This window comes from Flavobacterium sp. ASV13, from assembly GCF_000745775.1.
Lineage (GTDB): Bacteria > Bacteroidota > Bacteroidia > Flavobacteriales > Flavobacteriaceae > Flavobacterium.
On sequence record NZ_KN050752.1, the window covers coordinates 124201 to 139928 of the forward strand.

Here is a 15728-nt window from a genome sequence, read left to right on the forward strand (position 1 = left end):
TTTCAATCTTCTATTTTCAAAGTTAAAAAAAATAAAACGAATTATGGTTTTGGGTTTTTTTATGGATTGATATTGAAAGCAAATTCTATAGAATTACCGTATTTTTGTTTTCAATAAAATACAATAAAAATGAGCATAAAAATTCTTCATATCGACAGCAATAATCCAATTCTTTGGAATCAATTGGAAGAAGCTGGTTTCGAAAATCACGCCGACTTTAAATCTTCTAAAGAAGAAATCGAAGCTAAAATTCAGGATTATAACGGAATTGTAATTCGCAGCCGTTTCAAGATTGACAAGACTTTTTTAGATAATGCAACTAACTTGCAATTTATCGCCAGAGTGGGCGCAGGCCTTGAAAGTATTGATTGTGAATATGCTTCAGCAAAAGGAATTCACTTAATTGCAGCGCCAGAAGGAAATAGAAATGCAGTTGCCGAACATTCGCTGGGTGTAATATTATCACTTTTCAATAATTTAAATCAGGCCGATGCTGAAGTACGTGCAGGACATTGGAACCGAGAAAGTAATCGCGGTCATGAACTTGATGGAAAAACGGTTGGAATTATCGGTTATGGAAATATGGGAAAAGCTTTTGCTAAAAAACTTCGTGGTTTTGATACTGAAGTTTTGTTTTATGATATTTTAGAAAATATTGGAGATGAAAATGCCAAACAAGTTTCTTTAGCCGAATTGCAAAATAAAGCTGATGTTTTAAGTCTTCATTTGCCTTGGACACCAGAAACAGACAAAATGGTTGATGGAAATTTCATAAACGCATTTTCGAAGCCATTTTGGATTATAAATACATCTCGTGGTAAAAATATCGTCACAGCAGATTTGGTTGAAGCTATGAAGTCAAAAAAGGTTCTAGGAGCAGGTTTAGATGTTTTGGAATATGAGAAATTATCTTTTGAAACACTTTTTCAGGATAAAAATACGCCTGAAGCCTTTCAATATTTATTAGAAGCCAAAAATGTTTTACTTACACCACACATTGCGGGATGGACATTTGAAAGTCACGAACGATTGGCTCAGGTAATTGTAGATAAAATCAAAGCAGTTTATGCCGGAAAGTGAAGTAGCGTTGATTATTAGTTGATTGTAATTTTCGTTTGAATTATTTTAACCTTTATAACAAGCTTTTTCTGTAAAAGTAATCATGAGAATTAGTTTTTGAAATTATTTTTGTTTAATATTGTTCCTCATTTTTTTAACAAAATTTTAATAAGGAGCAACCGAAAATCCTATAAAGAGTAGGCATTAACTAACTAATTTTATTAAATATGATTGAATGGTACAAAAAGGTGGTTTTTCAAAACTATGCGAATTTTACTGGACGCGCAAGAAGAAGCGAATATTGGTTATTCACACTAATGCAGTGTGTGATTTTTATAGCTTTTATTATTGTTGGTGCAATTGTAGGTTCATTTCTTTCTGATGCTACAGGAGGTTTACTTATAGGTTATTTTGCTTTTGTTGCGTATTCATTAGCTACTGTTTTGCCAACTTTGGCTGTTGTTGTAAGAAGACTACATGATGTTGGAAAAAGTGGATGGTTTTATTTTATTGCTTTAATTCCGCTTGTTGGAAGTATTTGGTTATTAGTTTTACTGGTTACTGAAGGCGATCGAGGTGAAAATTATTATGGAGCTGATCCAAAAAATGAAAATGACGAGATTAGCGAAATTGGAAATGTTGAATTGCAATAATTAATAAAAATGGAAACAAGCAAACAAGAGGCGTGGAATACCCCATCACAGCCAAGACAAGAGAATAAAAAAGTTCTAGCCGGAATTATGGGAATAATTTTTGGGTATCTAGGAATTCATAAATTTATATTAGGATACACTCAAGAAGGAATCATTCAAGTGGTAATTAGTATTGTTACTTGTGGATTAGGTGGAATAATCGGATTTATTGAAGGAATCATTTACTTGACAAAATCAGATGAAGAGTTCTATCAAACTTACCAGGTAGGCAAAAAAGGCTGGTTCTAAATTATATATTTAAATCCCATTCATTATTGAATGGGATTTTTTTTGTTCGTTATATTAGAAATTTAAAAATTACAAAATGGAAAATACAAAAACAGAACATTGGAATAATCCGCCACAATACCAGCAAGAAAACAAAAAAGTTGTTGCAGGAATATTGGCAATTTTAATAGGAGCGCTAGGGATTCACAAATTTTACCTTGGTTATACAAAAGAAGGTATTATTCAATTGCTTTTGGGACTAATGTGCGGTATTGGAGGTGTAATCGGAATTATTGAAGGAATTTTGTACTTGACAAAAACTGACGAAGAATTTTATCAGACATACCAAGTTGGCTATAAAGGCTGGTTTTAAATATAAAAAAATCCCACTCTTTCTGGAATGGGATTTTTTTATATTTAATAGATTCTGATTAATCTTCTTTTTCAGATAGTTTTCTTTCTAGCTCAAGCTGAAATTCTTCAATAACAGGTTTCATAGTGCTTTCCGGAATATCAGCAATTCTGATATACATTAAGCCGTCAATTGCATTGTTAAATAAAGGATCTACGTTGAATGCGACAACTCGTGCATTTTGCTTGATATATTTCTTAATTAAAACTGGCAGACGCAAGTTTCCTGGTTCTAATTCATCAATGATTTTGTCAAATTTGTTCAAATCAGATTCGGCTTCGTCGAAGATAAAGTCCTTGTCCGCGTCTTTCAATTTAACCTTATATGCTTTTTTCGGATGAATATATTGTGCAATATACGGATCGTAATAGTTTGATTTCATGAACTCAATCATCAATGATTTAGAGAAATCAGAAAATTGATTACTGATACTTACGCCACCAACTAAATATTTGTGTTCAGGATGACGAAGAGTTGTATGGATAATACCTTTCCATAATAAAAATAAAGGCATTGGTTTTTGCTGATATTCACGAGTGATAAAGGCACGACCCATCTCGATAGATTTACTCATCATATCATGAAGTTCAGGTTCAAATCTGAAAAGATCAGTAAGATAAAAACCTTCAATTCCGTATTTGCGGTAAATTTCAGAACCTAATCCCATTCGATACGCTCCGGCAATTTTTTTGGTTTCGTCGTCCCACAAAAACATATGGTGGTAGTACTGATCGTACTCGTCAAGGTCGATAGATTCATTTGTTCCTTCTCCAACCTCACGGAAAGTTATTTCGCGAAGACGCCCAATTTCATGCAAGATATTCGGAATTGATTTTGCTTTTGCAAAAAACACTTCATAATTTTTACTTTGTAAAAATCGGGAATCATTATCTCTTAAAGCTTGAACTTCGGCAATCAATTTTGATTCGTTCACCGGAGTAACAATTTTTTTAGGTGCTTTCGGAATTTTCAAGCTAGCTGTATCGATAAGTTTGGTATCCTTTTCAAAAGGATTCGCCAGCATGTAGGTTTTCTTTCTTAAAAATTCTGAGTATTCTTCAAACGATTCGATTTCGTTTTGTTCACTTACAGAAATTGGTTTTCCAATACGAACTTTAATAACACGGTCTTTTTGCGTAAGCAATTCAGACGGAAGTTTTGCAGTACGCAAAGTGTCGTCTATTTTTGAAAGCCAATAGAATAATTTACTGTTTTTAGCATGAAAATAAATGGGTACAACAGGAACTTTAGCTTTTCTGATTAATTTCAGAGCGCCTTCTTCCCAAGGTTTGTCAACCATTAATTTTCCATCTTTGTAAGTTGAAACTTCTCCGGCAGGGAATATTCCCAACGGTTTTCCATCACTTAAATGACGCAAAGTTTCTTTGATTCCAACCACGCTTGATTTTGCATCCTTATGATTTTCAAAAGGATTAACCGGCATGATGTATTTTTTAAGCGGAACAATTCTGTGTAATAAGAAATTTGCAATAATCTTGAAATTAGGCTCTCTTTCAAGCATTAATTTCAAAAGCAAAATACCGTCAATTCCTCCAAGCGGATGATTAGAAATGGTAATATAAGCGCCATCTTTTGGCAAACGTTTTAAATCTTCTTCCGGGATTTCAAATTTGATTTCCATCTCATCCAAAATTCCGTTTAGAAACGCAACATCCTCTAAATGTTTATTATGATCATAAATTTTATTAAGGGTCGAGATCTTAAGAACCTTCATAAGAATCCAGCCTGAAAAAGTACCGAATACTCCGTACTTATCAACATTTATTGCCTTTGCAACTTCTTTCGCGGTAACTAAACCCATGTACTATTTTTAAATTATTAGAGTAGCGAACAAAGATAACAAAAAACTCTACTTTTCCTTTATTCAATCATAAACTTTCCACTTTTTTATTACATTTGGAATCCTAAAAAAATTACCAAGATGAAAATTATTTCTTATAATGTAAACGGAATTCGTGCTGCAATAACAAAAGGATTTATCGAATGGCTTGAAGCTGCAAACCCTGATGTTATCTGCCTTCAGGAAATTAAGGCAACACAGGATCAAATTCCGGTCGAAGCTATAACGGCCGCTGGCTATCCGTATCAATATTATTATCCGGCAACCAAAAAGGGGTACAGCGGTGTTGCAATCTTATCTAAAATAGAGCCGAAAGCGGTTGTTTATGGAACAGGAATTCATCACATGGATTTTGAAGGACGTAATCTTCGTGCTGATTTTGAAGATGTTTCGGTGATGAGTTTGTATCTTCCGTCAGGAACAAATATTGAAAGATTGGATCATAAATTTATGTTTATGGACGATTTTCAGACGTATATCAACGAACTGAAATTGACGATTCCGAATTTGATTATTTGTGGCGATTATAATATTTGCCACGAAGCAATTGATATTCATGATCCTGTTCGAAACAAAACAGTTTCTGGGTTCTTGCCTGCAGAGCGTGCCTGGCTTGATGCTTTTATGAAATCAGGTTTTATTGACAGTTTCCGTCATTTCAATAAAGATCCGCATCATTATTCGTGGTGGAGTTATCGTGCAGGAGCGAGAGGAAATAATAAAGGCTGGCGTATTGACTACAATTTAGTAAGCGATGCGATGGGACACCGCTTAAAACGTGCCGTTATTCTTCCAGATGCTGTTCACTCTGATCATTGCCCGGTTTTAGTCGAAATCGACTAAAGTTTGGTATTGTTCTTGTTGAGAATGTATCGGTTTAAAGAAAACAAGTTTTAAAATTTATTCTTTAAACAAGATTTTTTGAATTATTAATAAAGCCCCAAATAAAAACCAAAAGTAAAATGATTAAAAAAGCCTCTATTGGATTAGTAGTTTTAGCTTTGTCTGCAACTTCTTGTGTATCCAAAAAGATTTACAATGATCTTGAAACAAAATATTCAGATTTAAAAAAGGAAAGTCGATCAATTGCAGATGAAAATGCGAATTTAAAAACTGCAAAAAATCAGTTAGAATTAGACAAAGACAAACTGACTAAAGATTTGGCAAGTACAAAAGATGATCTGGCAAAACAAAAAGCTGATCTTGCAGCGGAGCAAAAAAAATATAAAGTATTGCAGGATTCGTATAATGCATTGGAAAAAAACAGCAACGATGCATTAGAAAGCAATATGGCTAAAAACCGCGAGTTATTAGCACAATTAGAAGCAAAATCTAAAAAGCTGGCAGATGAACAAGCGCGTTTAGACAAAACAGCAAGTCGATTGAAAGAGCTTGAAGATATGATTGCTGCTAAGGAAGAATCAATGCGTAAACTAAAAGAGACTTTATCTAAAGCCTTAAACGGTTTTGAAGGAAAAGGTTTGACAGTTGAACAGAAAAACGGAAAAGTGTATGTTTCTATGGAAAACAAATTGCTTTTCAATTCAGGAAGCTGGGCCGTTGGAACTGAAGGAAGAAAAGCAGTTGTAGAACTTGGGAAAGTTTTAGGCGATAATCCTGATCTTTCTGTTCTTATCGAAGGTCATACAGATGATGATCCGTATGCTGGTTCTGGACCAATTGCAAACAACTGGGATTTATCTACAAAAAGAGCAACTGCAATTGTGGCTATTTTGAGTGAAAATACTAAAATCAACAAACAAAAACTAACAGCAGCAGGACGAAGCGAATTTTCTCCTTTGGCAAGCAATGCTACACCGGAAGGAAAAGCTAAAAACCGCAGAATCGAAATCATCTTAACACCAAGATTAGATGAGATTGCGGAGATGTTGAATAGCATAAATTAAGGTTTAAAGTTGCTAAAGATACAAAGGCTCAAAGGTTTTTACTTTTGAGCCTTTTTTATTTTAAGAATTGAATTATTTGTAACTTTGAATGATCTAAAATTATAATCATGGGACTTCCAGAGTTAAAAGATAAAATAAGAAGCCAGTTAGATTTGGCTGATGAAAGAGTATTGAGAATTGTTTCTTCAGTATTTGATAATTATTTGAATGAGGTAGTTTCTTATGATGCAAAAGGAAATCCTATAACATTAACTGAATATCATAATAGAGTAGAAGAAGGTTTAGAGGATATTAAGTACAATCGAATTGTTTCAAGCGATGATCTGTCTAAAGAAATGAAAGATTGGGATAATGAATAAACCATTAGTTTTTTAGTCAGAAAATTCAAAACTCGACTTGAAGGAAATTTATTTTGAGTTTAAAAATAAATATTCAAAAGAAACAGCATTAAAAATTAGACAAGAACTATTTAATAGCGCTAATAATATCGTTTTTGCTGAACAATTTCAGCTCGATGAATATAGAATAGATTGCCATCGGATTATAGTTAGAAATTTTAAAATTTTATATCAAATCAAAGAAAATTCTATTTTCATTGTTAGGATTTTCAATACATTTCAAAATCCACTAAAAAGTTTAAAATAAACTAAGGGACAAAGCTTCTAAGATACAAAGGCTCAAAGGTTTTTACTTTTGAGCTTTTTTTATTTTAAAAATTTTATCTTATCATTATTTTAACCTTTGTCAAATTTAGATTTGAAAAATCACTTTGTACCTTTGTCTCTTTGCAACTTTGAACCTTTTTAAAAAATATGATATACACTACATTACCAAACACCGATATAAAAGTTAGTAAAATCAATCTCGGAACAATGACTTTTGGGCAGCAAAATACCGAAGCTGAAGGACATGCTCAAATGGATTACGCTCTTGAAAGAGGAGTGAATTTCTTCGATACAGCCGAAATGTATTCGGTTCCAGCAAGTGAAGCGACTTACGGAAGTACAGAAAAAATAATTGGAACCTGGTTTAAGAAATCGGGAAATCGTGATAAAATTGTTTTAGCTTCTAAAATTGCAGGTCCAAATCCGAGTTTTGGGTACATGCGTGAGAAACTGGATTTTTCGCCGGAAAGTATAAAGTTTGCGGTTGAAAACAGTTTAAAAAGACTTCAGACAGATTATATAGATTTGTACCAAATGCATTGGCCGGAAAGAAAAACCAATAATTTCGGACAACGTGCTTTTCATGGACATAATGATGTTTGGGAAGACAATTTTAGAGAAATCCTTGAAACTTTTGACGGATTAATCAAAGAAGGTAAAATTAAACATATTGGAGTTTCAAACGAGAATTCATGGGGAATGATGCGTCTTTTGGAAGAAAGCAAATACAATAATCTGCCGAGAATAAAAACCGTTCAAAATCCGTATTCTTTATTGAATCGTTTGTTTGAAGTGAATTCTGCCGAAGTTTCAAAATATGAAAATGTTGGTTTATTAGGATATTCGCCTTTGGCATTTGGAGTTTTGACAGGGAAATTCTTAACTGGAGAAAGTCATCCGAAAGCGAGAATTAATCTTTTTCCGCAATACAAACGTTACAATAGTGATCAATGTACTCAAGCGACTAAATTGTATCAGGAAATCGCTAAAAAACATGGTTTAACGTTAACGCAATTAGCGATGGGATTTGTATTGCAACAGCCTTTTTTGACAAGTGCAATTATTGGCGCAACAACATTGGAACAATTAAAAGAAAATATTGATACAATTGATGTAGTGCTTTCAAAAGAAATCCTTGCTGAGATTGATGCTGTTCAGGCCATTATTCCTGATCCGGCGCCTTAATTTTAAAAGATAAAATAAAAAAATCCCGATAATATACTTTATCGGGATTTTTTTATTTCTATAAATCAAACTCATCATCAACAGCCAATGAATCATTTTTAACTGCAGTTGAATCCGGAGCCTTAATTTTTATCAGCGAACGCGCACTTCCTGAAATATAAACCGGCAATTGACCAAGCGTATCTTCAGGAACTAACAAGCCTCGGCGGAACATTAAATTCTTTAAAAACTTCTGATTTTTAATTGCATAATCTTTCAAATTGCCTTGATCATTAAACTGATACATGAATTTTCTCGGTTTCGGAATAATGGTCGCCAAGTATAAACATTCATCTACATTTAGGTCAGAAGGGCTTTTTTGGAAATAAAAATGACTCGCTTCGCCAATTCCATAAACATTTGGACCCCATTCGATAATGTTGAAATAAACCTCCAGCATTCTTTCTTTGCTCACAATTCGGTTGTTTTCTAAAATGTAAACTAACAAGATTTCTTCGAGCTTTCGCGAAAGCGTTTTTTCACGTGTCAGGAAAACATTTTTGATCAACTGCATACTAATCGTGCTGGCGCCTCGAGAGAATTTTTTGGTTCTGATGTTTTTAAGAATTGATTGCTTGAAAGCTTCATTGATGAAACCACGATGTGAGAAGAACGACGGATCTTCGGTCGTCAAAACACATTTTCTCAAATAAGGTGAAATTTGGTCTAAAGGCGTATAATTCGGATTTGCATTTCCAACCAAAATTGGGCGTTGCAATACATTTTGAATTATGGCGCGGTAAACAAATTCACCATTTAGTTTATTTAAATCGGCTTCACCGTATTTTGTAATTCGTAAATCTTCTTTGTTGAGTTTACTGTCAAAAACAAGTGTGTTTGGCTTGTTTTGGTTGAATTTGAAATCGAGTTTATAATCAAAATTTCCAGTCGCCTGCATTCCTTGAAAATGTGTAAATAATCCGTCAGGAAGCGAAACGATAAAATCCTGCGCTTTCATCTTTGGAATATTTACTTTCAAAGTATAAACAGTATCTTCTTCCGTATCATATGAAATATAAGGTTTTACTTTGATTTTGTTCAACTGCATTGTTGAGGTGCTGTCTATCGAAATGAAATTATCGCCTAATAAAAATCGGTAATCAAAACGGGCATTTTTGATTACAACATCTTTGCTGGCGATTTTTGGATGATTGATTTTTAAATTGGTGATAGAAGTAAAGCCGTCAATGTGAAGTTCACTGCCGCTTTTGTCAATTTTTTCGACGTTTAGTCTAATGGAATCAAAACTGGCTTTTAAGTTATAACGTTCGTCCAAATAGGGAACGCGAATAGCTCCTGTATCTAAATTGAAGAATCGAATATCGGCTTTTTCATTTCTTGGATCGGCAAAACCTTTTATGTTCCAACGCTGATCGAAATTTTTGCTTTGAACATGAAGATTGGTTTCGAGTTGTTTATCATTTAAAACCAATTTATCAATTGCTATTGATGCTGTTTTTCCATTGTCATCAATTTTGAATTGAAATTTCTCCAAATGCATGTCGGTCGGAACCAAATTCAGCAATTTTGAAATAATTCGGTAAGCAAAAGCGCCGTATTTGCGTTTTTCACTTTTTTCAGAATCATCACTGTTTCTTTTTAAGAAAGCATCAAAATTTCTGATTTTTCCTTTTTTTACCAATTGAATATAACCATTATTGATTTTTAGAGTTCCAACCTGAACATCACCAATCAATAAGTTGCTTAAACTGACACTGGTTTCGATTTTTTCAATTTTAAGAAGTGTGTCGGCACCTTTTGGAACTAAAATAACGTCGGTTAATTTAATGCTTGATAAGCCGTCAAAAGAAGCTTCTTTTACAGAAAAATCACTGTTGTAACTCACTGCCATTTTGTGCTTTACTTTTGCAATGGCTTGTTTTAAAAGCGAATCACGAAAAAAATACAGTCCGATGCAAAGTAAAACAAGTAGTACGGCAAGTATTTTTAGGATTTTGTATATTTTTTGTTTTGGTATTTTCATAAACGCAATTTGCTTCGACATTATTCAGTTTTCAAATCTAGCGTAAATTTAAATTTAAAATTATCAGCTTGTAAAATTTTTCTTTTAATTTTTTGATGATTTGGTAAGAACTTGATTTAACTAGTGTTATCTTTTGTTATTTTCTTTTTTTATGGAAAAAATTCAGGATTGAGTTTCTGTTAATGCATTCTTTGTTTTGTAAATGAGATAAACCGTAATGATTTAAAATTTTTAGCGCATACATTTATCGTGTTAACAATATTAAATTATAATCAATGAAAATTTTTAAGAAAGTAATGTTTTTGTCTTTTGCGGTCTTAGCATTAGTTATGTCATCTTGCAGTAGTGATAATTCTTCTGATGATGATTCAGATCAGACAAGTCAGGAAGAGTTTATTAAATTTAAGTACAACGGAACTGTTTATAATTTTGACCCAAGTGTTTCAACTTCGCTGAATTTGCTTGTTGCCGGAAGTTCAGGGATTGATGATACTTATAAAAGAGTTTCATTGTGGATGCCTTTGAATCTTAGTGTAGGAAATCACACAGTAGTTTATGATTTGTCACAGCTAACATCTACTTATCAGGTTACTTTTAGTTTTATGCCCGAATTTAATAATGTTGATGCTACTTCTGGAAACATTAACATTACTTTGATAAATGATAAAAAAATCGAAGGAACCTTTAATTTTTCTGGAACAAAAAGTGGAAAAACTTTTACTGTTACAGAAGGAAGTTTTAGAGTTCCAAGGCTTTAAGTAGCTCTATTTAATAAAAAAATCCTACTTATCAATGATGAATCGTTGGAGTAGGATTTTTTTATTGTCATTAATATATTTTTGAATTTATCCAAAAAGAATACTCGCAACATCTTCAATTTTTGCTACAAGTTCAATTTTGATTCCGGTATTTTTTAAAGCTATTTTATTGTATTTAGAAACAAAAATGGTGTCAAAGCCTAGTTTCTCAGCTTCTTGAATGCGTTGGTCAACACGATTTACAGGGCGAATTTCGCCTGAAAGTCCAACCTCGCCAGCAAAGCAAAAACCTTTCCCAACAGGAATATCTTCATTTGAAGATAAAATCGCAGCTACAACGGCCAAATCAATTGCTGGATCATCAACAGAAATTCCGCCTGTTACGTTTAAGAAAACGTCTTTAGCTCCAAGTCGGAAGCCGGCTCTTTTTTCCAAAACGGCCAAAATCATATTTAATCTTTTGGCGTTATAACCCGTTGTGCTTCTTTGCGGAGTTCCGTAAACTGCGGTGCTTACTAAAGATTGAATTTCGATCATCAGTGGGCGCATGCCTTCAAGTGTTGTAGCAATTGCAGTTCCAGATAATTCTTCGTCTTTATGAGAAATCAATATTTCAGACGGATTGCTTACTTCGCGCAAACCGCTTCCGAGCATTTCATAAATTCCAAGTTCAGAAGTTGAGCCGAAACGGTTTTTTAACGAACGTAAAATTCGGTAAATGTGATTTCTGTCGCCTTCAAACTGAAGAACGGTGTCGACCATATGTTCCAAAATTTTTGGTCCGGCAATGTTTCCGTCTTTAGTAATATGTCCAATTAAAATAACCGGAATATTGGTTTCTTTAGCAAATTTGATCAGTTCGGCCGTGGTTTCTCTAATTTGAGAAATACTTCCGGCAGTTGATTCAATATAATCAGTGTGTAAAGTCTGAATCGAATCGATGATTACAATTTCCGGCTGAATTGCTTCAATTTGTTTGAAGATATTCTGCGTTTTAGTTTCCGTTAGAATGTAGCAATTATCGCTGTTTGGTGTAATTCTTTCGGCGCGCATTTTTATCTGCTTCTGACTTTCTTCACCAGAAACATATAAAGTTTTATAAGGTAATTTTAATGAGATTTGAAGTAAAAGTGTACTTTTTCCAATTCCAGGTTCTCCGCCTAAAAGCGTTAAAGATCCCGGAACAATTCCGCCTCCTAAAACACGATTCAATTCGCCGTCAGTTGTATCCATTCGGATTTCCTGAGCCGAATCAATTTCGTCAATTTTTAAAGGTCTTGGTGCTTTGTTTGTTGAAGTTGGTTCGCTTTTCCAAGCCACTTTTTCTTGTTTCTGAATAATTTCTTCAGCAATTGTATTCCATTCTTTGCACGCGTTGCATTGACCCTGCCATTTAGAATATTGGGTGCCGCAATTTTGGCAAAAAAAGGAAGTTTTAACTTTTGACATTATTTAGTTTTTTTAGCAAGCGTATTCATTTCGTCGATTTTCTCATACATCAAATCCTTGTTCAAATCTCCGATTGGCTCCATTTGAGAAGCATTTTGGTATTTTTTTGAAGCATGTTTTGGGTCGCCCATTTTTTCATACATCAAGCCCAATTCATATTCTCCTAACATGGCTTTTGGATAATTTACATTTCCAATTTCGGCCATTTTTCCTAATTCATCATAAGCATTTTTTTTCAAAATAATATTTTCGATTACTTTGAAGTCGCTCATTCTTACTGGAACCTGAAATCCTAAAATTTCAGACATTGTAGCGTATTTTTTTTCTAAATAATCGGAATAGCCAGATTCTAGAACTGCAATTTTTTCATTGTATTCAGCAGAATTAATTGGTCTGTACGATTCAAAAATTTGATATAACGCATTCGGAATTGAATGTAAAACCTCAGTATAATGCGTTGCACCTTTAAATACATCATATTTAAAATTCACTAACGGATTATTTGCAACCTTAATATTGCTGTTCAGTTTTTCAATAGGTTCTTTAATTTTTTTATTATCACCTTCTCCTGCAGAAAGATAATAGAATATTGGTTTTTGGATTTTTGCAAATTTCTCAGCTATTCTAACTTCCATTTTTGGTGCAAGTTCTGGACTTAAACAGATATATGCATTAAAAATTGGTTCTTCTTTGTATAAATAAAAATTAGCAAAACTTGCTGTTATGTCATGACCTGCAATAATTCTGAAAGGCGCAGTATGGTATTTTTTTTCGATGTACGGAATTAATTCGGCACCTACAAATTCAAAGAATTTTGCTCCTTTTTCAAAAGGCAAACCTTCATTTTGATCGATTGTTGAATCGTCTTCACGCTCATCATTTTTATTTTGATGAATCCCGATGATAATCATTTCCGGAATATCGTCCCAATATGCACCATAACTTACTGCTCCAGAAAATGGGTCAAATAAATAATCTCCGTCGAAAAGATATAAAACTGGGTATTTTCTATCCGATTTCTCATCATAAGATGGCGGAAGCCCAATTGTTATTCGTCGCTCTTCTCCCAGTTTTTCAGATTTTATATTATCGAATTTTTTCTGAGAAAAAACAGAAACAGATATGAATGCAAGCAGTAGGTAGACTTTTTTCATGATTTGTAGCATTTCAGTGAATTAAAAAGTATTGGAAATTGTATGGCAATATAATACTTTATTTGCTTTTTGGTATTTTGGGACTTAAAAAAAAGCAATGATTTCCTACGCTTATTTTTTTAATTTGAGGCAATAGAAAATCTGTTTGGACAAAATATTTTGAACAAATTGTGAATAAAAATAAGGATGAAATTATGTTTTATGTTAACGAATTATCGTTTTCATTTGGGAAAATGATCCATGGTTTGAAGGTTTTGGCTTCTTCAAATTCCAGGGTCGCATATGAAATGATGATAATAATATCGTCTTTTTGAACCTTTCTTGCGGCAGGGCCATTAAGTGTGATTTCGCCTGAATTTTTTATGCCTTTTATAGCGTAAGTTTCAAAACGCTCACCATTATTAATGTTAACAATAGATACTTTTTCGCCTTCAATAATATTTGAAGCTTCTAGTAGAGTTTCATCAATAGTAATACTGCCAATATAATTTAAATCGGCACCAGTAACTTTTACTCGATGAATTTTTGATTTTATAACTTGAATTTGCATGCTGCAAAGGTAATTTAATTTAATGAAATGGTGTCAATTAACCTTATAGAATTAACAAATACCGCTATAAACGCACGGTATTTTTTGTCATTAATTTTATGATCAATAGATAATAATGTTGATTCGTCAGCAATGACAAAATATTCCAATTCAAATCTTTCATTGTTTTTGAAAGCGTCTTCAACAAATTGAATGGTTTCCTGAGGTGATTTAGTTTGAAATATTTCTTTTGCTTCTGTTAAGGTTTTATAAATTATGGCAGCTTCTTTTCTTTCTTCGGCTGTTAAACGCTCATTTCGAGAGCTCATCGCTAAAAGATTATCTTCTCTGAAAATTGGGCAGCCCACAATATTTACAGGTAAATTATTTTTTTCGACTAGTTTTTTAACAATTTGTAGTTGCTGAAAATCCTTTTCTCCAAAATAAGCATTTGTAGGTGTTACGATTTCAAAAAGACGTTTTACAATTGTTCCGACTCCATTAAAATGCCCAGGTCTGAATTTTCCTTCCATCTGATTTTCTAAACCATCATAGTCAAAGGATTGCGAAATTGTATTTCCTTCATAAATATCTTCGACTGAAGGAGCGTATAAAATTATTTTGTCACTTAATCCTCTCATTTTTTTTACATCTTCTTCAAGAGTTCGAGGATATTTTTCTAAATCTTCAGGATTATTAAACTGAGTAGGGTTTACGAAAATACTTACAACGGTATCGTCGTTTTCTTTAAGTGATCGTTGCATTAAAGCCAGATGCCCTTGGTGTAAAGCTCCCATGGTTGGTACAAATCCTATAGTTGAATTTGCGGTTTTGATAGTTTTTAAATAAGCTATCAAAGCTACTTTACCGTAAAAAATATGCATGGCAGTATTATTAAAATTTAGTGCAAACATAATATATTAGTTATAAACTGCATAAAATTTTGTAATTTTGCGACGTTTTTATTACCAAAAATTAAGTAAAATACTATTATGAAAGATAAGAGGATATTATATGTATCATCTGAAGTCGTGCCTTATTTGGCTGAAAATGAGGTTTCTTTAATGTCTTATGACGTTCCTAAAATGATTAACGATCAAGGAGGTCAGATAAGAATTTTCATGCCAAGATATGGAAATATCAACGAGAGAAGACATCAATTACACGAAGTGATCAGGCTTTCTGGAATGAATTTGGTAGTGAATGACTTAGATATGCCATTGATTATTAAAGTTGCTTCAATTCCAAAAGAAAGAATTCAGGTTTATTTTATTGATAATGATGAGTATTTTAAGCGTAAGGCAACTTTTGCTGACGAAGAAGGTGCGTTGTATCCTGACAATGATGAACGTGCGATCTTTTTTGCTAAAGGAGTTGTTGAAACCGTTAAAAAATTGAACTGGGTTCCAGATATTATTCATGTTCACGGATGGTTGGCAGCAATGCTTCCTATTTATATGAAGCATTATTATAAAAATGAAGCTTTGTTTTCAGAGACTAAAATTGTTACATCAGTCTACGGACAATCTTTTGATGAGAATTTAGATATGGAGATGATTAACAAAGTTAAATTTGATGGCGTGCCGCATGAATCTGTTTCTGACTTGGAAGTTCCAAATTATGAGAATGTTTTAAAAGCAAGTATATTACACTCAGATGCAGTAATCATTGCCTCTGAAAATGTTTCCCCAAGTTTAACAAAATTTATAGAATCTTCAGGAAAACCTTTTTTACCTTTCACCCCGAAAGATGCATTCGCTGAAGCGTATACAAATTTCTATAGAAAAATGGGTCTTTAATTAACTT

General features: G+C 33.1%; 16 protein-coding genes. 10 read left to right on the top strand and 6 right to left on the bottom strand.

The window, feature by feature from the left end:
- The first annotated feature begins 129 nt into the window (after positions 1–129).
- The 4 genes from GQ47_RS21180 to GQ47_RS21195 all read left to right on the top strand — a co-directional run bounded on the left by GQ47_RS21180 (position 130) and on the right by GQ47_RS21195 (position 2352).
- Positions 130–1080 carry a 2-hydroxyacid dehydrogenase gene (locus tag GQ47_RS21180; protein WP_035652829.1) on the top strand — a complete coding sequence of 317 codons (951 nt, stop codon included), beginning with the start codon at positions 130–132 and terminating at the stop codon, positions 1078–1080.
- 206 nt (positions 1081–1286) lie between these two features.
- Complete coding sequence (locus tag GQ47_RS21185; RefSeq protein WP_035652832.1) at positions 1287–1712, top strand: DUF805 domain-containing protein; 426 nt, start codon at positions 1287–1289, stop codon at positions 1710–1712.
- Positions 1713–1721: 9 nt separating this feature from the next.
- A complete protein-coding gene (locus tag GQ47_RS21190; RefSeq protein ID WP_035652835.1) occupies positions 1722–2000 on the top strand; it encodes a TM2 domain-containing protein in 279 nt (92 codons plus the stop codon).
- Positions 2001–2076: 76 nt separating this feature from the next.
- Positions 2077–2352, top strand: a complete 276-nt coding sequence (locus tag GQ47_RS21195; RefSeq protein ID WP_035652839.1) for a TM2 domain-containing protein — start codon at positions 2077–2079, stop codon at positions 2350–2352.
- 58 nt (positions 2353–2410) lie between these two features.
- Here the strand turns inward: GQ47_RS21195 and GQ47_RS21200 are convergent, their stop codons facing one another.
- Positions 2411–4213 (bottom strand): GNAT family N-acyltransferase, encoded by a 1803-nt coding sequence (locus tag GQ47_RS21200; RefSeq protein ID WP_035652842.1) that lies wholly within the window; start codon positions 4211–4213, stop codon positions 2411–2413.
- Between the two features lie 120 nt (positions 4214–4333).
- Here GQ47_RS21200 and GQ47_RS21205 point away from each other — a divergent pair, with 120 nt between their 5' ends.
- The 4 genes from GQ47_RS21205 (at position 4334) to GQ47_RS21225 (ending at position 8009) form a co-directional block, all read left to right on the top strand.
- Positions 4334–5095: an exodeoxyribonuclease III gene (locus tag GQ47_RS21205; protein WP_035652845.1), complete on the top strand. Its 762-nt coding sequence runs from the start codon at positions 4334–4336 to the stop codon at positions 5093–5095.
- Positions 5096–5214: 119 nt separating this feature from the next.
- Positions 5215–6159 carry an OmpA family protein gene (locus GQ47_RS21210; protein ID WP_035652848.1) on the top strand — a complete coding sequence of 315 codons (945 nt, stop codon included), beginning with the start codon at positions 5215–5217 and terminating at the stop codon, positions 6157–6159.
- A 107-nt stretch (positions 6160–6266) separates the two neighbouring features.
- Positions 6267–6518: a hypothetical protein gene (locus tag GQ47_RS21215; RefSeq protein ID WP_035652851.1), complete on the top strand. Its 252-nt coding sequence runs from the start codon at positions 6267–6269 to the stop codon at positions 6516–6518.
- A 453-nt stretch (positions 6519–6971) separates the two neighbouring features.
- The gene (locus tag GQ47_RS21225) at positions 6972–8009 is read left to right on the top strand and encodes an aldo/keto reductase (RefSeq protein WP_035652856.1); all 1038 of its coding nucleotides are present in this window, start codon (positions 6972–6974) and stop codon (positions 8007–8009) included.
- 58 nt (positions 8010–8067) lie between these two features.
- Here the strand turns inward: GQ47_RS21225 and GQ47_RS21230 are convergent, their stop codons facing one another.
- Positions 8068–10032 (bottom strand): transglycosylase domain-containing protein, encoded by a 1965-nt coding sequence (locus GQ47_RS21230; protein ID WP_035652858.1) that lies wholly within the window; start codon positions 10030–10032, stop codon positions 8068–8070.
- 275 nt (positions 10033–10307) lie between these two features.
- On the opposite strand from GQ47_RS21230, the gene GQ47_RS21235 reads away from it, so the two are divergent.
- Positions 10308–10790, top strand: coding sequence for a DUF6252 family protein (locus GQ47_RS21235; protein WP_152561071.1), 483 nt, complete (start codon positions 10308–10310; stop codon positions 10788–10790).
- A gap of 87 nt (positions 10791–10877) precedes the next feature.
- Here GQ47_RS21235 and radA read toward each other — a convergent pair whose 3' ends face one another.
- From radA to panC, 4 genes are all read right to left on the bottom strand, one after another.
- Entirely contained in the window at positions 10878–12239 is a 1362-nt protein-coding gene (gene radA / locus GQ47_RS21240; protein WP_035652862.1) for a DNA repair protein RadA, read from the bottom strand.
- Positions 12239–13393, bottom strand: a complete 1155-nt coding sequence (locus GQ47_RS21245; protein ID WP_035652864.1) for an alpha/beta hydrolase — start codon at positions 13391–13393, stop codon at positions 12239–12241. The genes radA and GQ47_RS21245 overlap by 1 nt, the downstream gene beginning before the upstream one ends.
- 199 nt (positions 13394–13592) lie before the next feature.
- Positions 13593–13943, bottom strand: coding sequence for an aspartate 1-decarboxylase (gene panD, locus GQ47_RS21250; protein WP_035652866.1), 351 nt, complete (start codon positions 13941–13943; stop codon positions 13593–13595).
- 14 nt (positions 13944–13957) lie between these two features.
- Positions 13958–14836 (bottom strand): pantoate--beta-alanine ligase, encoded by an 879-nt coding sequence (gene panC / locus GQ47_RS21255; RefSeq protein WP_035652868.1) that lies wholly within the window; start codon positions 14834–14836, stop codon positions 13958–13960.
- 78 nt (positions 14837–14914) lie between these two features.
- Here panC and GQ47_RS21260 point away from each other — a divergent pair, with 78 nt between their 5' ends.
- Positions 14915–15721 carry a glycogen/starch synthase gene (locus tag GQ47_RS21260; RefSeq protein WP_035652871.1) on the top strand — a complete coding sequence of 269 codons (807 nt, stop codon included), beginning with the start codon at positions 14915–14917 and terminating at the stop codon, positions 15719–15721.
- The last annotated feature ends 7 nt before the right edge of the window (positions 15722–15728 follow it).